Origin of the sequence: Mucilaginibacter sp. PPCGB 2223 (assembly GCF_001705515.1) — a bacterium.
Classification (GTDB): Bacteria; Bacteroidota; Bacteroidia; order Sphingobacteriales; family Sphingobacteriaceae; genus Mucilaginibacter.
The window spans coordinates 2022612-2047159 of the sequence record NZ_MDJS01000001.1; the positions used below are offsets into that span (position 1 = coordinate 2022612).

Sequence of the window (24548 nt, forward strand, 5' to 3'; positions counted from 1 at the left end):
GCTCTTTTAAAAATAAACACCCGTAAGCTTTGCGCATTGAGCCAGCAGCGCGTCCTGCAAGACAACATCATCGGCAGCCCGGTTATACCTCGCCGTTTTTTGGTGATGAAAATATTGCCCGCTAACCAGCGCGCTCGGTTCATTACTGGTGGCCAGCCAAACCTGTGTCTGGTAACCTTGTTCCAGATCATCCGGCGCACCCGCGCCGCCCATCTTGGTCGGCACCCAACCCGGATCAACCACGTTGGCATGAACCTCTGGCCATTTCCGCGCCAAAGCTTTGGCCAGCATCAGTATATGGAGCTTGGTATCCGAATAAGAAGGGCTGTTCGTCCATTCCGGCCTGCCCGATAGGTGCATACCGGAACTCAAATAAATCAGGCGCTTTGGCCGGTGCATCAGCGCCGTCAATAGGTACGGCGCAAGGATGTTGACATGTAATAATTGCTGTGTATTCGCCCGGTAGACGCCGGCGTTGTGGATGACTACATCAAAAGTGCCTAAAGCATTCGCTTTTTCCGCCAGTACCTTCGTTTCAGCAATATCAGAGAGGTCAGCGATCAACACGGCTGACGCGCCGGTTACTTGCTGCAGCGCTTGCTGTCCGCGTGCTTCGCTACGGGCATGCAAGACCACCTCATGCCCTTCTCTGACCAATTGCCTGGCTGCCAACTGGCCAAGGCCGTCGGTTGAGCCGGTTATCAAAATCTTTGCCATGTTGTTTAAAACAAAGATCGTATTTTTCCACTGGCTGCGTGCTGCGGTTTTCTTAATTTTTATACTAATTTTAGAGCGAAACAACGCCAACCTTGCAACTAACCGAAGACCAGATATATGCCCTTGCGCCCGACGATGCTTCCAAAAAAGCCGGGCGCGATCTCGCTGCACCCGCCAAGTGGGTTTCCAAAGGTATCAACCCGCTGGCGCTCTGGGGCGAATGCCAGGGCAGCGGCAGCAAACCTTACCAAACACAGGTTGATCTAACAGCTATCGCTTTCAAATGCTCGTGCCCAAGCCGGAAATTTCCGTGCAAACATGGGCTGGGCTTATTGTTGTTACGTGCCCGGCAGCCGGATTTGTTCCCCGATTCGGATATGCCTGCCTGGGTCAGCGAGTGGATCGGCAAACGATCCGAAAAAGAAGAAAAGAAAGCCGAAAAAACGGAGAAACCAGTTGATGAAGCCGCCCAGGCTAAGCGCCAGCAATCACGCGAGCAGAAAGTTATCGCGGGCATTGATGGTTTATTGGTTTGGATCAAAGATATTATTCGAGGCGGCATATTAACGATCCCTGAAAAAGACGGCGCTTATTGGGACGGCATGGCCCGCCGCATGGTTGATGCCCAGGCATCAGGTTTGGCCGCTATCGTGCGCGATTTGGGTGCGACCAATTTTTGGAACGAAGGCTGGCAAAGTAGCTTTATGGATAAGTTGTTGCAACTGTACCTGGTGGCCGAAAGCTATCAGCATTTGCCTATTATTGATCCACTATTACAGCAAGATATTCGTTCGGCTATTGGTTTTACCATGAGCCAGGATGAGCTCAAAAAACAAGATGGTGTTAACGATACCTGGCTGGTGATCGGCAAGGAAAGCCGCGATGAACAGCAACTCACCGTGGAGCAAAATTGGTTATACGGTTTAAAAAGTAAGCAATACGCACTGGTGCTGCAGTTCATCGTACGCGGTCAGGTCGGTCAATTATCCCTGAGTACAGGTATGTGTCTTGAAGCGGAACTCAGTTATTACCCTTCAGCCGTACCTTTTCGGGCGATCATTAAAAATCATAGCATTACCCCAACCCCAACTCAGGCTAACGTAGCGGGCTTTACAGGCTGGCAACAAGTAGCCGAGCACGAAACGGAATTGAATAGCAAGCTCCCTTTCCGGAGCGAAATGCCCCTTGTGGTAACTGCATTAAAACCGGTGCAATACCAAAAACAATGGTGGCTGCAGGATGAACAAGGTTACCTTTGCTGTATATCTTCCAGCTTTAAAAATATTTGGCAGCTCCTGGCTCTAAGTGGTGGCGAACCCTTAACCATGACGGTGATCGGTAAAGAAAATGAGTACCGTCCTCTGGGCGTATGGCACGGGCAAAATTATAAAGCAATCTAATGAAGGCCTGGGAATATGTTATCAATACCGCTATGCTGGGCACGGATAAACAAATCCCTTCGCCTGCCGATCTTCCGGAGGAAATAACCGGGGTCGCAGCGCTGATCGATGCTTCGGAGACAGCGGATAAGGAGGTCAAATTTCTGCAAAAGGCTGCCGCTATCTATAATTACCGCCAGTGCGGATTTACACCTTTAGAACAAAAAGAACTGCCGGTTCATACGGCATCGCCCGAAACCAGCCCCTATTGTACCGAAGCCGCCTCCGCAATATTGAGCGATATCTTGAATGAAGAGCCTACCGCCCTACTGGGACTTTGGTTGAGCCATTGTCACCAAACCGGCAAAATACTGCTACCCGATGTTTTGCCTGCGGTGTTAGATGTTGCCTTAAAAGATAAATCCTTACAGCCCTTAGCTGTTGCCTGTTGTGGTAACCGAGGCCTGTGGTTAAGCGGGTTAAACCCATCCTGGGATTATTTCAGCACTGTATCCGACAAAGAACTATGGCAAACCGGTAAGCCGGATGAGCGGGCCGGCGCGCTTGAAAAGCTAAGAACAACCGACCCGGATATGGCACGGGAGTGGTTGCAGCAAACCTGGCCCCAGGAAACTGCGGCCAGTAAAGCCGACCTGCTCAAAACATTCCGGGTAAATGCAGGCGCCGCCGACCAGGACTGGCTGGAAAGCTTATGGAGCGAAAAGGGGCAAAAAGTAAAAGAGGAAGTCGTCTACTTATTGAAGCGCATACCCGGGTCGTCCATCATAAAGTTATACGAGGGCGTGTTGAGAGAAGCCGTTATGCTGAAAAAAGAAAAAGCTTTATTGGGGATGATGACCAAGGTATCCATTCAGTTCAAACTCCCGTCAAGGATCGATGAAGCCATCTTTAAATCGGGCATCGAAAAGCTATCCGGCCAAAAGTCGCCCTTTTCAGATGAAGAGTTTATCATTTATCAACTGATCGAGTCGGTTCCGCCAGCTTTCTGGGAGCAGCGATTTGAAGCTGCGCCGGCACAGGTTGTGCAATATTTCGAAAAGTATGCGCCAGCAATGACCGGGGCGCTAGGCATGGCGGTATCGCGTTTTAAAGCAGCTTCCTGGATGCCTTATTTCCTGCACCTCGACGGATTCTATGTGGATTTTATCGATTTCCTTAACCCGCCCGAGCAGGAGAAATATTTACTCCGCTTTTTTAAACCCGATCCGCGGAACGCGATACATTATGCCTTGCAATTAAAACAGGAATGGAGTGCCGACTTCGCGATAACGGTTCTTCGCGAAATGGCCAATTATCCTTACGAGTATAACCGCGCCTCTTTCAATAAACATATCCGGCTGATACCGGTAACCATCATCAACCAGGTTAAAGCGATCGAGCCTAAAGATTTGAACCTGTTAAACACCTGGGCAAAAAACCGCGATCATTTACTTAAATTACTCCGTCTGAAGCAACAAACGCTTAACGCTTTTAACGCATAAAATAATTAACCATGTCACAGCTATTACGTCAGCACGCAGAACAACTATACGCACACGAACTGGAAGAACTTAAGAAACAGGACAGTGCTCAACGCCCGGCAAATTGGGCGCTCTCGCCACAATCAGTGGTTACCTACCTGGTGGGTGGTAAACTAAAAAATGGTTTTGAGGTATCGCCTAAGTATATCGGCAATAAACGGCTGATGGAGATTGCGGTCGCGACGCTGACCACCGACCGGGCTTTGCTGCTGTATGGTTTACCCGGAACGGCCAAGAGCTGGGTAAGCGAGCACCTGGCTGCGGGCGTGAGCGGCGACTCGACATTGATCATCCAGGGTACCGCCGGAACCAGCGAAGAAGCGATCCGCTACGGCTGGAATTATGCCCGTTTGATCGCGGAAGGACCCTCTGCCGGCGCATTGGTCGAAACACCGGTGATGCGGGCCATGAAAGACGGGAAGATCGTCAGGCTGGAAGAGCTGACCCGCATAGGGGCCGATGTACAGGATACACTGATCACCATCCTATCCGAAAAAACATTGCCAGTGCCCGAGCTGAATATCGAAGTTCAAGCGGTCAAAGGCTTCAACGTCATCGCCACAGCTAATAACCGTGATAAAGGTGTTAACGAGTTGTCGAGCGCCTTAAAACGCCGCTTCAACACCGTGATCCTACCTTTACCCGATTCGATCGAGGAAGAGATCGATATTGTGCGCCGCCGGGTAGAAAGTTTTGAGAAAGTCATGGAGCTGCCTGCCGAACCGCCGGCTTTACAAGAGATCAGGAGGATCGTGACCATTTTCAGAGAGCTGCGTAACGGGGTGACACTGGATGGCAAGACCAAGATCAAAATACCTACCGGGACGTTAAGTACCGCCGAAGCTATTTCGGTGGTGAACAGCGGCTTATCCATGGCGGCTTATTTTGGCGACGGGCAATTAAAGGCCGCCGATCTGGCAGCAGGTATCATTGGTACCGTGATCAAAGACCCCGTGCAGGATAAAGTGGTATGGCAGGAATACCTGGAGACGGTTGTGAAACCGCGCAGCGACTGGAGTGATATTTACCGTGCCTGCCGCGACCTATAACCTATATCATTACAAAGCATGGCCATTCATATCTTAGGGATACGTCACCACGGGCCCGGTTCGGCGAGGAATGTTAAGGCATTCCTGGAATCGGTTGGGCCGGATATCGTGCTGGTGGAAGGTCCGCCCGAAGCTGACGCCATGCTGCAATGGGTGGGGCACGCCGGTTTAAAGCCTCCGGTTGCGTTACTTTGCTATCAGCCTGATGATCCGCAGCGGTCCGTTTTTTATCCCTTTGCCGATTTTTCGCCCGAGTGGCAAGCCATCCTTTACGCGCGCGAAAAAAACATCCACGTGCGCTTTATGGACCTGCCCGCCGGTAATCAAATGCTGGTAGAGAAAGAAACTGTTAACCCTGATCAGATCAACCTGGAAGCGCAAGCCTATGAAGAGCTGTACAAACGCCCAATCAGCTATCTATCAGATGCTGCCGGTTTCGCCGACGACGAGCAATGGTGGGAGCATACCTTTGAATACCGTTTAAATAACGACGAAGTATTTGATGCGGTAGCCGAAGCCATGCAGGCCCTCCGCGAAAGCCTCCCTCAAAAAGATAAAAAGCTGGAACAATTGCGCGAGGCTTATATGCGCCGTACTATCCGGCAGGCCGAGAAGGAAATGTTCCATACCATCGCGGTGATCTGTGGCGCCTGGCATGTACCGGCATTGCAAAACAAATCATCACAAAAAGACGATAACGAACTGCTGAAAGGCTTACCCAAAACGAAGACCGAATGTACCTGGATACCCTGGACATTCAACCGTTTGAGCTTTTACAGCGGCTATGGTGCCGGTATTAATTCGCCTGGATGGTATAACCATGTGTGGCACCACCCGCAGGATGACGGTACCTTGTGGATGGCCCACGTTGCACAGCTCTTCCGCAAACAGCAGGTGGATACCTCGGTTGCACATTTGATCGAGGCGGTACGTTTAGCCGGATCGCTGGCCGCTTTGCGCGGCTTGCCCAAAGCCGGGTTGGAGGAGTTGAACGAGGCCACGTTGAGCGTGTTATGTAACGGCGAAAGTATTTTATTGCGACTGGTACAGGACGAATTAATCGTGGGTCATCAAATTGGTGAAGTACCGCCCGAAATACCAAAACCTCCCCTGCAACTGGATATTGAAAAACTCCAAAAGAAATTAAGGCTGCCTCCCACTGCTGATTTTAAGGATTATACGCTTGATCTGCGAAAAGATACCGACCTGGAGCGCAGCGTTTTTCTGCACCGGCTCAACCTGCTCGGTATACCTTGGGGCAAACAGCAATATGTACCTGGTAAGGGCACGTTTAAAGAGCAATGGCGATTGCAATGGGACCCCGGCTACTCGGTAGAGGTCATCGAACGCGGCAATTTAGGGAATACTGTTTCAGAGGCTGCGACCAACAACATACTTAATCAGGCTACTGAGGCTACAGATCTGAAAGCGATCAGCGGCCTGCTGGAGCAAAGCATCCCGGCCGAATTGCCCGACGCCATACAGATATTAATTAACCGGTTAAATAACCTGGCGGCTGCATCGGCCGATGTGATCGAGTTAATGGAAACCGTTCCGGGTTTAATTACGGTTGCCCGCTATGGTAATGTGCGCAACACGGACGCTACGGTCATATCCGCCATCATCAGCAGCATTATCACCCGTATCTGCATCAGCTTACCGAATGCTTGTGTAGCCATCGATGAGGACGCCGCGCAAAAAATGCTGGATTTATTCTATAAGCTGAATGACGGCATTAACTTGTTGCAGGAGCCCGAAACAACAGCAGGCTGGCATCAGACGCTGCAAGTCATCGCGGGCAATAAAAACACTTCGCCGGTAATCGGCGGCTATAGCACGCGTTTACTGAACGATAACAAACTGCTCCATGCAGAACAACTCATGCAATATTTTGGCTATGCAATGTCTGTCGCTACGGCACCGATAGTATCGGCCGCCTGGTTGGAAGGTTTTTTGAAAGGCAGCGGCACCCTGTTGTTGCTTGATCAGGAGCTGTGGCAAGTGATCGACAATTGGGTAGCTGGATTAACTGATGATGTTTTTATGCTGGTATTGCCCTTGCTTCGTCGTACATTTGCCAATTTCACACATCCGGAAAGACGGAAACTGGGAGAAAAAGCACGTACAGGCGGAACAGGAATACAGCAACATACGACCATGATGGCCGACTTTGATACCGAGCGGGCAAAAAAAGGCTTGCCGGTAATTATGCAATTATTGGGTTTAACACCAAACAAAGATCAACATGGAAACTGAAACACAGCACTTACGTAAATGGCGGCTGATCCTGGGTGATCACGGGCAGGAAGGAACCCAACTCGATTTAGATGAACCCGATCTGAAGATCGACCGGACCCTTGAAGCGCTATATGACAGTGACCGGACCGGTGGGCTGGGCGCCTCTTCACCCAACGTAAGCCGCTGGTTGGGCGATATCCGTACATTTTTCCCGTCGAGCGTAGTGCAGGTGATGCAGCAGGACGCTTTAAAGCGCCTCAATTTAACCCAGATGCTTTTTGAAAAAGAAATGCTGGAAAACGTGGAGCCGGATGTGCATTTGGTAGCAACCTTAATGACCTTAAGCCGTGTCATACCCGATAAAACCAAAGATACTGCCCGCCAGGTAGTGCGTAAAGTGGTGGACGAACTGGTGAAAAAACTGGCCGAACCTACCCGGCAAGCCATTACCGGCAGCCTGAACCGGAGTGCCCGGAATAACCGCCCGCGGCACAACGAGATTAACTGGGGCGCTACCATCTTAAGGAACCTCAAACATTACCAGCCGGAATATCAGACGATCATTCCCGAGACCCGGGTCGGCTACGGGCGAAAGCGCTCATCGCTGAAAGATGTGATCCTATGTCTGGATCAAAGCGGTTCGATGGGATCGTCTGTGGTTTACTCGGGCATATTCGGTAGTGTAATGGCTTCTATTCCTGCCATCAAAACAAAAATGGTCGTGTTCGACACAGCAGTTGCTGACCTGACGGAAGAACTGACCGACCCGGTGGAGTTATTGTTTGGTGTACAGCTTGGAGGCGGTACGGATATCAACGCGGCGCTTACCTATTGCCAGCAGATCGTGACCAGGCCAAACGATACGGTGCTGGTGCTGATCACCGATTTGTATGAGGGTGGTAATGTCAACGATATGCGCCGCCGTGCTGTCGAGCTGGTTTCAGCCGGCGTGCAGCTCATTGTACTCCTGGCCCTAAATGATGACGGTGCGCCATCGTACGACCATCGCAATGCGCAGTTCCTGGCTGATCTCGGTGTACCTGTTTTTGCGTGTACGCCTGATAAATTTCCTGACCTGATGGCATCAGCGCTGACTAAGCAGGACGTGAGCTTATGGGCTGCTAAGGAAGAGTTGCTGATCAAGAAATAATGCTAATTATTTGCTGAGCACTGGTTCTTATATTCGAAGCCAAAGATCATGAACGAGACATTTAATTTACCAGTCATTTATAAAGGCGAAGAACTGGAGCTGAAAGCCCGTTTTGAACGCTATGGCTATACCCACCGCATCGCTGTCCTGATCGGCGAAACGACCATCATCTTTGAACCGGATGAAGAAGGCGGCTACCGCGCCTTAGGTACTGGGCCGGTAGACGTCGGTCTGCTGCGTATGATTGCTGAAAAACTCGCCGCTCTAAGCAATTCGGCCATGTAAAAAATTCTGGAGATTTATTGCAAATACTAATATTTTTAGCATTATGTTTGTAGTCCTTTTTACACGATGGAAAGCAAACAACAGGTCATCAGCAAACTGCGGCAGGAACTACTGCAATGGGAAGGTTATAAACCGCCCGTGGCCGGCCAACGCGGCGTATTGGGCCTCGGGGAACTGGAACAGGTATTTCCCAATAAGATATTTCCCAAAAATTGTGTGCATGAACTGGTTTGCGCCACAACGGAACAAGCTGCCGCTTCGGGCGGCTTCATCAGCGGCATCCTATCTTTATTAATGCAGCAAGGCGGGGTTTGTGTCTGGATAGGCAGGGCGCATCGTTTATTCGCTCCAGGGTTGGCGGCTTTTGGGGTACAACCGCACCAAGTGATCTTTATCAGTTTGCAGAAAGATAAAGACGCGCTTTGGGTGATGGAAGAAGCACTGAAATGCCCCGGCCTCACCGCGGTCGTTTGTGAATTGCGCCAAATGGACTTTAAACAATCGCAGCGTTTTCAGCGGGCGGTGGAAAATAGTAGAGTAACCGGCTTTGTATTACGTAACGCCGGTAAACTGAGTTCAACGGCCAGTGCTGCACGCTGGCAAGTACAGCCTTTACCCAGTACTGATCTTGGAGGCTTACCCGGTTTAGGTTTTTTACGGTGGCAGGTCGACTTGCTGAAAGTTCGGAATGGGCAAACGGGACGTTTTCAATTGGAATGGCAGGAAAAACGATTTGTACCCGTTGAGGAGATACGGATCGAAGAAAGGCAGGTAGGTTGAGCGATGCAAAAACGTTTCATGTCCATCTGGTTCCGGCACTTGCTGACGGACGGGCTGGCGCGGCGGCGGCCCGAATTGAAGGACCTGCCTTTTGTATTGGCCGCACCGGTTAAAAACAGGATCATCATTACCGCCTCCAGTCCCTTAGCGGAGCGTGAAGGTGCTTTTGTAGGTATGGCTGTTGCGGATGCCCGGGCCGCATTTGCGGAACTTGTCGTGATTGACGAAGTGCCCGGCCAGGCCACAAAACTATTGCGCCTGATCGGTCTGGGTTGCATCCGTTATACGCCCATCGTTTCCTTGGATGTGGACGGATTACTATTGGATATTTCCGGTTGCGCACATTTATGGGGAGGCGAACGCGGCTACCTGACCGAGATCGTTCTGAAATTACGGGCGGCAGGTTTTGACGCCCGCGCTGCGATTGCCGATACGCCGGGAGCGGCTTGGGCAGTCGCAAGGTTCGCACAAAAAAAACCTATTGTACCATCTAACTCACAAGCTGAGGCACTTGCAGGCTTACCACCAGCGGCTTTACGCCTGGAGCCGGAAAGCCTCGAGCTCTTAAAAAAACTCGGCTTTAGAAATATCCAACCCTTGTTACAAACCGCACCACAGGCCTTACGCCGCCGTTTTGGCCAACAAATGCTGCTCCGCATAGACCAGGCCTTAGGCCGAGTGGAAGAATACCGCGAAGCATTAGTGCCGCCTGTGCCTTATATCGAACGTCTGCCATGCCTCGAACCCATCCGTACCGCGCCGGGTATTGAGATCGCCATGGAAAAGCTGCTGGAAATGCTTTGCTTACGCCTGCAATCCGAAGGCCTGGGTGTGCGCAAAGCCATTCTAAAATGTCATCGTATTGATGGCCGTAAAGTACAGGTCGGTATTACGACCACTAAAGGTTCGCATAGCGTTTCCCATTTATTGAGATTATTCAAACTACAGATCGACAAGATCGAACCTGCGCTGGGTATCGAGCTTTTTGTACTGGAAACCCCGAACGTAGAAGAGATGGATACGGTCCAGGAACAGCTTTGGGCAGAAGCCAAAGGGCTGGCGGATAATTCACTCGCAGAATTGCTTGATCGTATTGCTGGTAAAGTCGGCGCCCATACCATCCAGCGTTTTCTGCCTTCTGAAAACCATTGGCCCGAACGCTCAATTAAGTTAGCCACCTCGCTCAGCGAACAGCCCCAAACAACCTGGCCGGAATTACCACGTCCCATCCGCCTCATCAATCCACCTGAAATCATCGAAGTGATGGCGCTTGTTCCTGATCACCCGCCCAAGCTCTTTGTACATCAAGGCAAACGGCATGATATCGCCAAAGCAGATGGCCCGGAACGTATCGGGCGGGAATGGTGGCAGGACAGCGGAGAGCACCGGGATTATTATATCCTGGAAGACAGCGAAGGCTGCCGTTACTGGGTGTACCGTTCGGGACATTACGATAGTGCCGATGCCCAATGGTATTTACATGGATATTTTGCCTGATGAAATACGCCGAATTACAAGCCACTTCCAATTTCAGCTTCCTGCGCGGCGGTTCGCATCCCCATGAACTGGTAGAGCAAGCGGTGGCCCTTGGTTATTCCGCGATCGCCATCACTGATCGTAATTCTTTTGCCGGAATCGTCCGGGCACATATGGCCGCGAAACGTTCAAATGTTCGGTTCATCCCGGCCTGCCGCCTCGACCTCGTGGACGGCACCAGTTTACTGGCTTACCCCATGGATATCGATGCCTATGCACGCTTGTCGGCGCTATTGACCTTAGGTAACCTGCGCACTGAAAAAGGAAAATGCGAACTCTATAAAAAAGACGTCTATGCGCACAGCACCGGCAGTTTTTTTGTAGTGGTACCGCCAGACCGGCTGAACAGCCGTTTTGAGTTTGATGAGTGCTTTTTACGCGATGTAGCCGAGTATAAACAACACTTAGCTAATTTATATATCGCTTTTTCTTTCAACTATTTGGGCCAGGATGCCAAACGACTGTACCGACTCACCGAAACAGGCATCCCATTGGTCGCTACCGGCGATGTTTATTACCATATTGCCGAACGGCGCGAATTACAGGATATTTTGACCTGCGTCCGGGAGAAATGCACCATTCATACCGCCGGTTATCGGTTGCACCCTAACGCCGAGCGTTTCTTAAAACCCATCGACGAGATGCACCGCCTGTTCCGCGCCTATCCCGAAGCAATAGCTAACGCTCAACATATCGCGGATTCTTGTCATTTTTCGCTCGATCAGCTTAAATACCTGGAACCCGAAGAAATGTTCGTTGATGGACTGACCCGGCAACAACAGCTCGAAAAACTGGTTTGGGAACGCGCTAAAGAATGCTTCGGCGACCCGGTTCCGGCCAAGCATCGCCGGCAGATCGAATTCGAGCTGGCTTTTATCACCAAACGACGCCTGGCCTGGTATTTCCTGCGGGTCTACAAGATCACGCAAAAGGCCGAAGACCTGGAAATCCTGCACCAGGGCCGGGGTTCGGCAGCGAACTCGACCATTTGTTTCTGTTTGGGTATTACGGCCATCGACCCCTCCAAGTTCCGTTTGCTGTTCTCCCGCTTTATGTCCGAAGCCCGGGACGAATGGCCCGATATTGACGTGGATTACGAGCATGAACGCCGCGAGGAGATCATCCAGTTCATCTACGAAGACTACGGCCGTGACCGCGCCGCCATCGTCGCGACGGTCACCCAGGAGCGGCATAAAGGCGCTATCCGCGATGTGGGTAAAGCGATGGGCTTGTCCGAAGATACCATCAAACGCATCGGCGCGACCATTTGGGATTGGCAGGAGGAGGCGTTTGATGAGCAGCGCCTGCGTGATCAGGGCCTGAACCTGCATGACCCGGTCACCCGTAAAGTATTGGAACTGACCACCCAACTGATGGGCTTTCCCCGCCAATTGGGCCAGCATACCGGCGGCTTCGTCATTACCGAAGGGGAACTATCCGACTTTTGCCCGGTCCTAAATGCCCGCATGGTCGACCGCACCCAGGTCGAATGGAACAAAGATGACCTGGAAGACCTCGGTATCCTCAAGATCGATGTGCTTGGCTTAGGGATGCTGACCATGATCCGCAAAGCCTTTGAACTCGTGCTCAAACACTATGACCGCAAACTTACTTTGGCGAATACACCGCAGGACGATCCACTGGTCTACGACATGATCTGTAAAGCCGATACCATCGGCGTATTCCAGATCGAAAGCCGCGCGCAAATGTCCATGCTGCCGCGTTTAAAACCCCGCACATTTTATGACCTGGTGATCGAAGTGGCCATCGTGCGCCCCGGCCCGATACAGGGTGATATGGTGCATCCCTATTTGCGCCGCCGTAACGGCGAGGAGCCGGTGAGCTATCCATCGAAAGAACTGGAAGAGATATTGGGTCGGACGCTGGGCGTACCCTTATTCCAGGAGCAGGCGATGGAGATCGCCATCGTCGCGGCCGGTTTTACGCCAGCGGAAGCCGACCAGTTACGGCGCAGTATGGCCTCCTTCAAAGCCAATGGCAAGCTGCACATTTATGAGACCAAGCTGGTCAAGGGCATGGTCGAACGCGGCTATGAGGAAAACTTTGCCCGCCGCATCTTCAAACAGTTACAAGGTTTCGAGGGTTACGGCTTCCCCGAAAGCCATGCCGCATCCTTCGCCTTACTGGTCTATATTTCCTGCTGGCTCAAATACCATTATCCCGACGTCTTCTGTGCCGCGCTGCTGAACAGCCAACCCATGGGTTTTTACCAACCCGCCCAGATCGTGCAGGATGCACAACGTCATCAGGTAAAGGTTTTGCCGGTCGACGTCAACTATTCGGAGTGGGATAATACAATCGAGCAACAGGGAACGGTTCGCTTAGGCTTTCGGCAAGTCAAAGGCCTGAGAGAAGAAGATATGCTCACCCTAACGGTCATGCGTAATAATGGTTATACACATATTGATCAATTGCGTTCAGTCGGTGTACCTGAAGCTGCGCTGGAAAAACTGGCCGATGCCGATGCATTTCGATCTTTGGGCACCGACCGCCGCCTGGCACTTTGGGAAGTATCTGCACTGGCAGACCGTCCCATCGGCTTATTCGACGGACAGGTATCTGAAACCGCGTTGGAAGATGCCGTACCCTTACCACTCATGACCCAAGGAGAGCATGTCGTGCAGGATTATATCTCGACCGGCCTGTCACTTAAAGACCATCCCGTGCACCTGATACGTCCCCAACTATCCCACCTGCGCAATGTCAAAGTAAGCGACCTGGCCCGCTACAAAGATGGCGATTGCGTTTGTCTGGCCGGCCTGATCACCGTTCGTCAGCGCCCCGGCACGGCCAAAGGCGTATTGTTCATGACCCTGGAAGACGAAACCGGTTCCGCGAACCTCGTGGTTTGGCAGAAACTCTTTGACCAATACCGCAAAGAGATCGTGCAATCCAAGCTGCTCATGGTCTTTGGTAAACTACAAATCGCCAATGGGGTGACACACCTGGTGGTGCGCAAATGCTATAACCTGACCGCCTTGTTAAACACCTTGACCGAAACTTCTTTACCTCAAACACTCATGCGCGGCGATGAAACCACTAAGCCGGTCAATTATGATGGACGTTATACATCAGCTGCGGAGACCGCGATACACAAGGGACGTAATTTTCATTAAATGTTATCATTGTGTTAAGCCCTTGCAGATGGCCTATTTTTTGCTTAATTTAACCATTCACCTTTAAGACAGCGCTTATGAAAACGGAAAAAACTTCAGCTTTGTTGGTACGTATCGTGGCACAGTTGCGCCCCAAAGACTTGTTACTAAGTGAACACCGCGCTGCCTTGCGGGAACGCATCGAAACGCTGCGTCACGAAAAAGGCTGGGACAACTTGCAGTTCGGCAAGTCCATCAAAGCAGAACTGAACGAACTGCGCCACTGGCTATCCGGTGCCCGCGAGCTCACCACCGAAACGCTGACTGAAATATGCGGTATATTCTATATTTCCATTGGCGATCTGGTGCACGAATAATCAGGCTGTTGCTTTAAATAGCTTGCCGGATTGTAATAATTCCTGGGTGATGCTGCGCGTATAGACTTTGATCTCTTCCTGGAACTCGTTGACCGATGCTCCGGTGCGGATCTCTTCTAAACGCTTTTCCCAATTACCGGTCAGTTCTGCCTGGGCAATGCGCTGGTCTTTCACGATCCCGTAAACGGACAAACCGGTTTCAGTGGGGACCAGGTTCTTCTTTTCACGGATGATGTATTTCCGAGTCAGCAAGGTTTCAATGATCGCTGCGCGCGTGGCCGGTGTACCCAAACCGCTTTCTTTCATCGCTTCACGGAGCTCTTCATCTTCGATTTCCTTACCAGCGGTTTCCAGTGCTTTCAGTAAGCTGGCCTCGTTATAGAGTGGCTTGGGCTTGGTTTGCTTTTCGAGTATGGCTTTGTTTAGGATCGGCAGGTCTTCACCTTTGACGACTTTGGGTAAGCTGGCGTTCTCTTCGTCTTTCTTTTCTTCGTCCTTGTCATTAAAAACGGCCCGCCAACCTGCGGTTTGGACAACCGTACCACTTGCGGTAAACTTCGAGCCGGATAGCACGGTAATTTTAGTGATCTCTTTGATACAGTCCTGGTGAAAAGCTTCGAGCATACGTCCGGCGACCATATCATAAACGGCCTGCTGGTCGGGCGTTAACTGGTAAGGCGCTACACCGGTAGTTAATACCGCATGGTGATCGGTAACTTTTTTAGCATTAACGCTGCGTTTGCTGAGTTTTGCGCCATTCAACAATGTCGCTTGTTTTCCAAATTGCGGGTGGTGACTTAGTTTAGAAATGAGGTCGGGCACGGTCGCAAACACATCGTCACCAATATACCGGCTACCGGTACGCGGATAGGTGACTAACTTGCTTTCGTATAAATTCTGCAATAAGCCGAGCGTTTGATCGGCGGTAAAGCCTTTGCGTTTATTGGCTTCTTGCTGTAAACTGCTCAGGTCGTGCAACAGCGGTGGCGGTTCCTTGCGGGGTTTGGCTTCGACAGCAGCGATGTTACCTGTAGCTTCAACAGCGTCCAATATTGCCTGCGCTTCTTCTTTGGTTTTATAACTCTTTTCAGAAATAGCTCTAAACGCCTGCCCATCTTTTGCTGGTTGGATGGCCACCTGATAGTATAGCTCCGGTACGAAGTTTTTGTTTTCTAAATAGCGAGCGCAGATCATCGCTAGCGTCGGGGTTTGCACCCGTCCCAAAGACAAAACGCCTTTATTACCTGAAGCCAGGCTCAATGCCTGAGTCGCATTCATACCCACCAACCAGTCCGACTGCGAGCGGCAATGCGCCGAATTGAACAGGGTATCGTAATCGCTGCCCGGTTTCAAATTCCTGAAACCATCTTTAATGGCTTCGTCAGTTTGCGAGGATATCCATAACCGTTTGAAGGGCTTTTTACACTTTAAAAAGTAATAGATATACCGGAAGATCAGTTCCCCCTCGCGCCCGGCATCCGTCGCGACAATGATCTCTGTCGCTTCATCAAATAGCTTTTTGATAACTTCCAGTTGCTTTTTGGCACCTTCATCATCTTTGCCATTTTTCTTACGAATGGACAGTTTGAACTTGGGTGGCAGCATCGGTAGGTTTTGTACGCTCCAGCCAAAATAGCCGTATTCCTGTGGCGCGGCCAGTTGCAACAAATGCCCGAACGCCCAGGTAAAAGTATACCCTTTGCCTTCCAAATAACCATCGTGCTTGGTCGTGGCACCAAATACTTTGGCGATCTCTCTTCCTACGGATGGTTTTTCGGCAATGATAACTTTCATAATGATTGGGGCGAAAGTAGTGAACGTGAACAGGTGCTACAATGGGTGTGGATAAGTCTAAGGCAGCGCGACCGTTTCGACCAGCATTTTGACCTCTTCCTTGATGCGCTGATAAGTGGAGATGATCTCAGTGGTGCTCGGCTGACGTATGGGCGGTATATCTTGGTAAGTCCGTTCTTCGACAGCTATAGCTTCATGGTCGTTTTGTATCTGGCAATGAAAGGTTTTGAGGTCGATCTTGTTGGTCGGGTCGTCGGCGACCATGCCGACGAACTCACCTGAGGATAGCCCGGCAATTTTAGAGGCGGGTACGGCATAATCCAGTTGGGTCGATCTGCTAACTGAAGTATCTGTCGCATTAATTGATACGCTTTCTTTGACCTGGTTGATCTTGCCGAAACGTTCCGACAATTGCTTGGCCGTATCGCCGGTCACTTGTCCGCAAATGATATTGCCGACGATATTCATGATGACCTCTGCCTGTTCGCGGCCATAATCTTTTTTGAGCTGGCTGTAGTCCTGCACGGCCAGCGTCACGGCGACTTTGTTGGAACGGGCTGTAGCGATCAAGTTATCGATGCCATTAAAATAGATGGTCGGGAACTCATCAAAGATCAGGCTGCACTTTTGCTGTTTTTTGCGATTGACCAACTTATTGATGCGGTTCACATAAAGCGAAAGTACCGCGCCATAGACCTGCGACTTCTGCGGGTTATTGGCCAAACATATGATCTTGGGGTCGTCGGGGTTATTTACATCCAGGGAAAAATCATTGCCGCTTAATACATAGTATAACTGGGGTGATGATAGCCGGGCCAAACTAATCTTGGCGCTGGCGATCTGCCCTTCTAACTGTTCATAAGCTTCGTTTTTCCAGGCCGAAATAAAGGGGTTGATGAGCACTTCAATCTCGGGTTCGCTGATCAATACAGCAAACAGGTCTTTGTATTCTACCAGCGATAGTTCGATCACATGCGGCAGCGTGCAGTACCGGCCACCTTCATACTTTTTTAAAAACCAGATTAATGCGGTGACGAAATTGATGGGCGATTCCACGAAAAAATCACCCTGTTTTTTGATCCATTCCCGGTTCAGGCCGAGCATGATCGTCCGTGCGGCTTCCATCGCATCGGTGATATCGGTCATGGTATCGGGTTCCAGGGGATTGCTGCGGTGCATGATCTTTTCGAAATTGATGACGCAGAATTTGCGGCCGCCATGTTTCAATAACGCATTGTAGGCTATCTTCGACAAATCATCGTACTTAAAATCATAGATCAGCATACTAAATCCTTTGCGGATATGTTGGGTGATGATGTGCCGGATCACGAAATAGGACTTGCCCGCGCCTGGACTGCCGCCGACCAAGGTGCCACGGAACGGATTGATGATATTGATCCAGCTATTCCGTTCTTTGCCCTTTAATTGATATTTGGCTGGCAGGTTGATGGAGTATTCGTTTTCCAATAGCCGTTCTTCCTGCGGGAAGGTTTCGTTCTCTTTATTGAAAATATCCCCGCCTAATTTGAGTTTCAGCATCCTGAATAATAGCGCGCCGCCGGTCATGAATAAGAGATAGCCGAATGCCGTCGCGCCGATATAAAGCCAGGGCCAATAGATCAGATAGTCGCTGACAAAATAAATGAGCAGCCCAGTTACGCCATAAGTAATGATCGTCTTGGCCCTGATCTTTTCATCACGTTTGCCTTTGGAGCCGATGAGGGAAACGATGAGCAGGCCGAGCGCGGTCAGTTTGGCGGTCAGCATCGTGCTGAAAATACCCATCTTGGACAGTGGCACTAAAACATGGTTGACGATTTTGTGCGTTAAGTGCGCTTGCTCGAATACAGGATAGCAGATGAGGTAAAAATGGATGATCAGGATGGCGATGCTGAGCAGTCTGGTAAAGTCGATGATCTTTCTGAGGGCTTGTTCGTTTTCTCCGGTTTGCATAATTATAGATTGAGTCCTTTGCGTTTCCTTTGTTCGCGCTTGATCTTGTTCAAAGCGCCCAAATCTTCCCGGTCAGGCTGTAATAGGATGTCCAGTAAGTTGGTGCCGGTATCGAATTTTTCCTGATGGGATTGCTCGGCAGTAGTTGTTTTTTGAGCGGCAGGATTTTCGGGTTCGTTAAAGCGTTCATTGAGCGGGTTGGCGCTAAATTCTTTACCGAGGTCGCTGCCATTAAATACGGTTTTGTTTTGATGGTCGATAAAGGTTGCACCATAGATACGGCCGTCATCATTCCGGCGGAAGATGACCTGGATGTTTTGGGCTTGGAGGGCTTTTTCAAAGGACTGGCGGTCGTTTGCTTTTTGCAATGCCTGGGTGATGATTTGCTTGAGCTGATCCTTGAGCGGCTTACGCAGGGCTGCGTTCAGTTTGAATTTTTCGGCCAGCATTTTCAGCGTTGGCTTACCATAGATACTACTGGCTTTGATCGGCACTCCGATCTTGTTACCCTGTTGATCGAGTATCCAGTAAACCAGCCCCGCGCGGGCGAACATCCGTGAGTCTTTTGAACCCAGGTCAGCCTGGATATGGTATCGCAGAAGGACGGCATTGAGTTCGGGGATGCTGGTAAATCTGTAGGTGCGGATCACCTGGTTCACGATATTGGTGATAACGCGCTTGGTTTCAGCATTGCCATAGTCGGCAGGTGCTGCCTTTAAATCCGGCTTTTGCTTGGGCTGATCTTCGGCTTTGGTCAGGTTATATTTGATCTCGATGGCTTTCCGGGCTTTTTCGGATTGGTTTTGGCCGAGGTAATGCAAGCTGATACGGTAGCCATCGCGTTTGATATTGGTGCTCACAATATGGATATGCGGGTGCCCGGCATCGCTGTGGCGGTAAACCAAATAGGGTTGATTATCAAAGCCAATGCCTGTCATGTAATCCCGGGTGATATCCATCAGTGTTTCTGTGGGTAGGGCTTCGCCATTGGGAAAATTCAATGAGATGTGAACCGTATTGGTCCGCGTGCGCTGGTTACCCTCTGCCAGATCGGTCAGTCGCTGGAGCTTATCATAAAAGTTAAGGTCTTTCATTTCTTTGGGGTAACCGGGCGCACCGATGAGTTGAGCTTTGCCTTGTTTCACTTTGTTCTCGTTATAATTGAGCGCGCCGGTCAGGCTTTTGCCGCTCTTAATTTTTGCGACCATATATCGGCGTATTGGTTCATCTTGTCTTTGATCTGGTTAATGGCCGGTTCGACCTTGCTGGTGACGGTGCTGAGGAGATGCGCCCACAGCCGGGTGTCTGCATCGCCATGCGCGGCATTGATCTGGTGGACGGCCTGATTCAAATTATTGCCGATGGCGTTCAGCTCACGCCTTAACAGGATCATTTCTTCGAGCACATCATCCATTGCCTTGTCGCGATAGGTGACGGTCACCGGCTTCTCCAAAAGTACGCTGCGGACGTACTCACTCAGCTTGCGGAAACGGGTCTTTTTAAAGCGTTTTTCCAGGTGTTCGTATTCATCTGGTTTGAGCCGGGTGAGGAGGATTTTTGATCGGTTATCTTCTGGCGTTCCCATGTGTTGCGTTTGAAAAGCCCGACTTCGGAGGCGCTTTTCCCAGGTCCCGGACTGAACCTGAGAAGGGAGGGCAAGATGCGTTTGTAATACAAACGTACATCTTGCTGACTGCTGCGAAGCGGGCGGTCTTTACTGCTATTCATTTTTAGTATTACTTTTTAGAAAGAGTTCGAGTGCCTGGATGTTGAGGTCTTTCAAGGATTGCTCATGTTCCAGGCCAAAAGTTTTCAGGCGTTTCAGGAGGCCCTTGGGTATCCAGTTATTGAACTGTACTTCGGGATCTTTGAGTGCCTGCTGCTTGACGGGCTGGACTTCCTGAATGGGCGTTTTCGGTCTTTCCTTTTTAAGTTTTTGGGCGAGGTTGCCAAGCTTGTTTTGATATTCTTCCATGGTCTATGTTTATAGATTTCTACAAGGGTTCGCAATGATCTTAGAATTATAGATCGCTATAATTCTACCCGGCGCTGATGTGTTCGACGACTTCCTCGGCGAGTGCCATGATTTCGGCTGCAGCCTTCGGGTCTCCACCATTTAAGATACCGGTCGTCATTGCCGAGCGGGCGATGCTGACCCGGTCGTGTACCCTTGTTTTGAGCAGGGGGACTTCCATACTTTCGAGCAGCGCTGCGATGTCTTTGGTTAACCCGGAGCGCGGCTTGATCATGTTCAGGACGATACCTGCTTTGAGGTGCGGTGCTTGCGTCTGCGCTTCTTTGATCAGTGCCAAAGTAGAACGGATCGCCATGACGTCAAAAAAGCCGGCCTTGGTCGGCACGAGAATAAAATCGGAATGGAGAAAAAGCTCGGGCAGCTTATTGGAAAGATAGGGCGGCGTGTCAACAATGACCAGGTCGTGATCGAGCTGCTGAATAGCGGTTAGCTTGTCGGGGCCAATGATAGACAGTTCGGGGAAGTCCTCTTTGATATGATACAAGCTACCCTGTAAGTCGGTATCGACGAGCGCGATCGATAATTGATCCTGGAAACATAAGGCCAGGTTGATGGCCAATGTGCTTTTGCCGACGCCGCCTTTCTGGTGTGCGATAGTGATGATCTTTGCCATGGTATAAATTTCTAAGGGTTTACAATTCTATATTGCTGTATTTTTAAAAGTCTATAAATGTAGATTTATAGACTTGGGATGGTTTAACGATGGTTTTCGCGGAGCCGTTGTTTGAGTTTTTGCTCTTGCTGGTAATTGAAGATCCAATCACTGGCCAGTACTTTCCAGTTGCGATAAGGCGTGCCCTGCGGACTGCACCACCCTGCTTCCCGGTAATGGTCGTAAAATGCGGCGGCTTGTTCGGTCTGCCCTTTCTGGTCGAAATAGATATCGATCAGTTGCCGGTCCGGCGGCATTTCGTAGCCAAAGCCTTGCTGGGTGGATGGTTTGACTTTCCGTTTGCTGGCTTGCAGGGCGGTCGTCCGTTTGGCTTTTCTTTTTAGCGTATTCATCTTGCGGTCTCCATCATACTGGTGATCTTGTCGACATCGTAATAAGTAATGCCGCCAAGTTTGGTAAAAGGTATTTCCCCCCGGTCACGTAAGTACTGGAGTTTTCCTGCGGAGATGTTAAGCATTTTTCGGACTTCCAAAGATTTAAGCCATTTTTTGGTTTGCTGGAAACCGTGGCCTTTCAAAAGTCCTTTGATTTCGTTCAAAAGTTGGTCTTTGATATCGGCAAGGTCGCCTACGGTGACGAGTTGATCTCGTGTTACATTTTTGCGTTGTTCCATAATTTGATGTATTTGGGACAACAAAGTTGCGGGATGGATAAGGGTGATTTTCAACCCTGTAGCATAGGTGGTGTGATTTTGTTTCCTTTTGAGTTTATTTCATGCCTTATTGTGATATGAGGGGACTAACTGTAAAACTGCAGGCGATGCTGGATGAATTGAGATCAAATTTGACGGACGAGGATTTGCTTGGCTGGCGAAAGAGCGTGGAGCTTTTCCAGGGCTGCGCGAAGTGGCGGACGGCTTATGCTTTGGAGCGGCGTCGGCTGGTGGAGATTTGGCGGAATGAGAATGAACAGGTGTTCGTTTTTTTGTCGGGTAAGGTGTTTATTTGAATGGACATTGAAGTCTGTAGATTGCTATAAATTTAGATTTACAGATTGCTATAATTATAGTCATTTAAGTTAGAGCGTTTCTGGAAGAGCATAGATAAACCACATCTGAATGCCCCCTTTCGACCAATCTGGAATGATCACATTTGGTGCTGATATTCAATTATTTAACGCCGTAAATAAATCGGCGATGAGGGACCAACGTTTCTGGTTTATCCAACTTGTATATTTTTGGCATTTTTAGCCTTTTTGTTTGGTTATTTCGTTTTGCCGAAAGGGAATTTCCGTTTTGGCGGTTGTACTGATCACAAATTAAACTGGACTTTGAGCAGTACAATTCTTCCAGGCAGGGTATATGAGCTTGTTGTTAGTGTGTTGGACGAGAGGTACAGTGCATTATAGGTTTTTACATTCAGAAAATTCACAGCGCTCAATTCAAGACCGGTTTTCCATGATTTGATCCTGAATCTGGCCGATGCGTCCGCAAAAAAGTATTTCAGGTCGGGGTCGCCCTGCTGGCGGGTAAAGTAATGTTCACCGGATAGTTTGCACTGCAATTCATCCATAGGGTTGTAATTGACCGACGCCTGTTGCTGCAATTGGTCGACATGAAAAGCCGATACATCCGCCGCCGAGTGGCTGGCGGTTTGGATACCCGTAGCTTTGTAGCTGAAATTAATTTGGTCCGTCACTTTGGTATCCGCACCGAAGCTCAGGCTTTCAGTCTCGGTATTGAAGGGCAGCAACGCGTTATTCTGTAGCTCAACCGACCGGCTGCTTTGCCATTGGATGCCCCCGCTGAAAGTGGTACTGAGCGCAATTGAATATTTGCTGACCGAACCGCTGAACAGCCAGGAGTCCGTACTGTTGGCATAAGGCAGCATTACACGCTCCTGCAGGCTGTTGCTGATCCTGCTCGAGGCGATTTGATTGGCGCTGGTATGACTGTAGATCACATTCACACTGGCAAACAGTAAAGTAAGCGCCTTGCGGTAATTGAACCCGAATCCCGCCTGCTGGGTTTGCTGTAAAGTGAGCTCGGCGCTGTTGGCCTGCAGCGTGCGGTAGTCCTTCAGGATCTCGCCCTGGTAAATATCTTCGATCGTACCCACCTGGTTACGATAGTTGTAGAGCAGGTTCAGGTAGTTTTCTGCGCCGACCTGGTATTTCATCCTGAATTGCGGGTTAACATACAGACGGGTCAGGCTCTTGTTAAGCGCATAAGTGGTATCTGAATAATTGATCTGCTGAAAAATGAGCGGCAGCGTCAAATTCGCTTTGAGTCTATCGCCCGGGATATCAAAAGCCAATTCGGTATAAGCTTTTTTCTTCATCCAGTTGAGGTGGTTAACGGCGCTATCCGACTCCAGGCGGACGCTGTTGTTGTTCTGAACGACGTTTAAGCCCGATGTCAGTGTTTGCGATTGTATACTAAAACCCGCCCTGAAGCTTTTGGTCATCACATTCCCCGGGATCTTGAAGGAAAAATAATTGTGGGTGTACCAGGTCGGTACATTGACGTTCTGGATCAACTGGGCGTAAGGATTGCGGTGATTGAAAAGCGAGTCGTTGAAATTAGGTTGAATTACCCTGTTCTCTGGCTCGGCCGTATGGCTGAAATAAGAATAAGCCTGGATGACATAGTTAGACTTGAACGACTTGATCAGGTTGAACTCATTAGAAAAGCTAAACGCATTATCCTTAAAATTCTGCCCCACCAAACTGCTGTTGGTGTTCAAGTCCGAATTCCAGGCCGAGCGGTTGGCATCCATCAAAAGCGCGTCGTTCAGGTAGATTTTGTCCTGGTTCACATTCAGCGTAAATTCGGCATGAACGATATCCGGCACATACCGGTTATGCTGCGTCTCGGAATAATGTACCGTGTCATTCGGCAAAAAAACAGTCGTTCCCTGGCTGTAGTCCTGTTTTTGCGTATCGTGCAGGTAGTAGGCATTTAGTTTGAGCTGAACACCTTTGTTCAGGTTCACCAAATTGTTTAGGTTTAAGATCCCTGCCTGGTTAAACAGGTAGCGGTTCCCGGCCAAAGCGGGCGTACTGACCGGCCCGAGCGAAAGCACCGCCGGCGGCACGCTATTGTCGATACGCTGCATATAATCGTTGGAATTGTGCGACAACAGGTCCTGTGTCAGGTCATAACCGATGTTGTTGCCGTTCAGGTAGTTGATCGCCTTGTATTTGTCCTTGAACAGCATCGCGTTCAGCTCCACATCATAATTACCGGGCAAACCGGCACCGATGGTTTCCTGGCCAATCACCTGCAGTTTCGCGCCTTTTTTAATGGTTAGGTTTAAAGCGACGTCATCGCTCATCACCTTATTTTGCAATGCCTTAATCGGTTGATTGTTCTGCAGCACTTGTACCTGGTCAACCACGCCCTGCGGAATGGTATTGGTGGCGATGCTGTATTTATCGTCCAGCAGGTTATCCCCACCGATGTACACCGTACTGATCGGCTTATTGTTATAGCTGATCGTCCCGTCGGCGGCAACGGTGATGCCGGGCAGTTTTTTGATGATCTCGCCGATGGTCCTGTCCTGCGGGTTGGCAAACTCGGATACTTTGTAACTCAGCGTATCGCCATTGACACGCAGGACCGGCCGGCTGCTTTTGATCACCACGGTCTGCAATTGGTTTACAGCATTCTGTAGTACAAAATCAACAGTTCCCGTACTGGTAACGCCTTTGACCTGGTTTTTGTAGCCCATGCTTCGCACTTCTACGGCAAGACTATCCGGGTGTTGCCCCTGCGGAAACGCCAGCGTATAAGTACCATCATCAGCCGTGGTCGTGTAAGCGACGATCGCGTTGCTGGCCTTGTTTTTCAGGCTGACGGTGGCGTACGGTGCAGCTTTCCCGGTACTGTCTTTAACCGTTCCCCGGATGTTTCCCTGCGCAAAACAGAGCGAAGAAAGCACCATGCCGCATAGTAGCAGTAGGAAGAATTTGATAGGACACATGC

At 50.1% G+C, this 24548-nt stretch carries 21 protein-coding genes; 11 read left to right on the plus strand and 10 right to left on the minus strand.

Annotated features, from left to right (window positions below; all coding sequences use genetic code 11):
• Positions 1-6: 6 nt before the first annotated feature.
• On the minus strand, positions 7-717 hold the full coding sequence (locus BEL04_RS08810; protein WP_066003577.1) for an SDR family NAD(P)-dependent oxidoreductase: 711 nt from the start codon (positions 715-717) through the stop codon (positions 7-9).
• Between the two features lie 92 nt (positions 718-809).
• Between BEL04_RS08810 and BEL04_RS08815 the strand changes: the two genes are divergently transcribed.
• The 10 genes from BEL04_RS08815 (at position 810) to BEL04_RS08860 (ending at position 14168) form a co-directional block, all read left to right on the plus strand.
• Positions 810-2117 carry an SWIM zinc finger domain-containing protein gene (locus BEL04_RS08815; protein ID WP_066002439.1) on the plus strand — a complete coding sequence of 436 codons (1308 nt, stop codon included), beginning with the start codon at positions 810-812 and terminating at the stop codon, positions 2115-2117.
• Positions 2117-3598 (plus strand): DUF5691 domain-containing protein, encoded by a 1482-nt coding sequence (locus BEL04_RS08820; protein WP_066002441.1) that lies wholly within the window; start codon positions 2117-2119, stop codon positions 3596-3598. Before BEL04_RS08815 ends, BEL04_RS08820 begins: the two co-directional genes overlap by 1 nt.
• Before the next feature lie 11 nt (positions 3599-3609).
• The gene (locus BEL04_RS08825) at positions 3610-4686 is read left to right on the plus strand and encodes an AAA family ATPase (RefSeq protein ID WP_066002444.1); all 1077 of its coding nucleotides are present in this window, start codon (positions 3610-3612) and stop codon (positions 4684-4686) included.
• An 18-nt stretch (positions 4687-4704) separates the two neighbouring features.
• A complete protein-coding gene (locus BEL04_RS08830; protein ID WP_066002446.1) occupies positions 4705-6942 on the plus strand; it encodes a DUF5682 family protein in 2238 nt (745 codons plus the stop codon).
• A complete protein-coding gene (locus BEL04_RS08835) occupies positions 6932-8074 on the plus strand; it encodes a VWA domain-containing protein (protein ID WP_066002447.1) in 1143 nt (380 codons plus the stop codon). Before BEL04_RS08830 ends, BEL04_RS08835 begins: the two co-directional genes overlap by 11 nt.
• A 48-nt stretch (positions 8075-8122) precedes the next feature.
• Positions 8123-8359 carry a hypothetical protein gene (locus BEL04_RS08840; protein WP_066002448.1) on the plus strand — a complete coding sequence of 79 codons (237 nt, stop codon included), beginning with the start codon at positions 8123-8125 and terminating at the stop codon, positions 8357-8359.
• Positions 8360-8425: 66 nt separating this feature from the next.
• A complete protein-coding gene (locus BEL04_RS08845; RefSeq protein WP_066002451.1) occupies positions 8426-9139 on the plus strand; it encodes an ImuA family protein in 714 nt (237 codons plus the stop codon).
• A 3-nt stretch (positions 9140-9142) separates the two neighbouring features.
• Positions 9143-10636 (plus strand): DNA polymerase Y family protein, encoded by a 1494-nt coding sequence (locus BEL04_RS08850; protein WP_066002455.1) that lies wholly within the window; start codon positions 9143-9145, stop codon positions 10634-10636.
• Complete coding sequence (locus BEL04_RS08855) at positions 10636-13812, plus strand: error-prone DNA polymerase (RefSeq protein ID WP_066002457.1); 3177 nt, start codon at positions 10636-10638, stop codon at positions 13810-13812. Before BEL04_RS08850 ends, BEL04_RS08855 begins: the two co-directional genes overlap by 1 nt.
• A 77-nt stretch (positions 13813-13889) precedes the next feature.
• On the plus strand, positions 13890-14168 hold the full coding sequence (locus BEL04_RS08860; protein WP_066002460.1) for a hypothetical protein: 279 nt from the start codon (positions 13890-13892) through the stop codon (positions 14166-14168).
• Here BEL04_RS08860 and topB read toward each other — a convergent pair whose 3' ends face one another.
• From topB to BEL04_RS08900, 8 genes are all read right to left on the minus strand, one after another.
• A complete protein-coding gene (topB, locus tag BEL04_RS08865; protein WP_066002462.1) occupies positions 14169-15962 on the minus strand; it encodes a DNA topoisomerase III in 1794 nt (597 codons plus the stop codon). It lies immediately after the preceding gene.
• 57 nt (positions 15963-16019) lie between these two features.
• Entirely contained in the window at positions 16020-17915 is a 1896-nt protein-coding gene (mobC, locus tag BEL04_RS08870) for a conjugal transfer protein MobC (RefSeq protein WP_066002465.1), read from the minus strand.
• Positions 17916-17917: 2 nt separating this feature from the next.
• Positions 17918-19123: a relaxase/mobilization nuclease domain-containing protein gene (locus BEL04_RS08875; RefSeq protein ID WP_066002468.1), complete on the minus strand. Its 1206-nt coding sequence runs from the start codon at positions 19121-19123 to the stop codon at positions 17918-17920.
• Complete coding sequence (locus BEL04_RS08880) at positions 19090-19500, minus strand: plasmid mobilization relaxosome protein MobC (RefSeq protein ID WP_066002472.1); 411 nt, start codon at positions 19498-19500, stop codon at positions 19090-19092. The genes BEL04_RS08875 and BEL04_RS08880 overlap by 34 nt, the downstream gene beginning before the upstream one ends.
• 135 nt (positions 19501-19635) lie before the next feature.
• Positions 19636-19890, minus strand: a complete 255-nt coding sequence (locus tag BEL04_RS08885; protein ID WP_066002475.1) for a hypothetical protein — start codon at positions 19888-19890, stop codon at positions 19636-19638.
• A 64-nt stretch (positions 19891-19954) separates the two neighbouring features.
• A complete protein-coding gene (locus BEL04_RS08890) occupies positions 19955-20563 on the minus strand; it encodes a ParA family protein (RefSeq protein ID WP_066002477.1) in 609 nt (202 codons plus the stop codon).
• A gap of 83 nt (positions 20564-20646) precedes the next feature.
• Positions 20647-20955: a hypothetical protein gene (locus BEL04_RS08895; protein ID WP_066002480.1), complete on the minus strand. Its 309-nt coding sequence runs from the start codon at positions 20953-20955 to the stop codon at positions 20647-20649.
• Positions 20952-21236 (minus strand): helix-turn-helix domain-containing protein, encoded by a 285-nt coding sequence (locus tag BEL04_RS08900; RefSeq protein ID WP_066002481.1) that lies wholly within the window; start codon positions 21234-21236, stop codon positions 20952-20954. The genes BEL04_RS08895 and BEL04_RS08900 overlap by 4 nt, the downstream gene beginning before the upstream one ends.
• Before the next feature lie 116 nt (positions 21237-21352).
• Between BEL04_RS08900 and BEL04_RS08905 the strand changes: the two genes are divergently transcribed.
• Positions 21353-21571, plus strand: a complete 219-nt coding sequence (locus tag BEL04_RS08905; RefSeq protein WP_139112966.1) for a hypothetical protein — start codon at positions 21353-21355, stop codon at positions 21569-21571.
• A gap of 302 nt (positions 21572-21873) precedes the next feature.
• On the opposite strand, the gene BEL04_RS08910 is transcribed toward BEL04_RS08905, so the two are convergent.
• Positions 21874-24546, minus strand: a complete 2673-nt coding sequence (locus BEL04_RS08910; protein ID WP_083227823.1) for a carboxypeptidase-like regulatory domain-containing protein — start codon at positions 24544-24546, stop codon at positions 21874-21876.
• Positions 24547-24548: the final 2 nt, after the last annotated feature.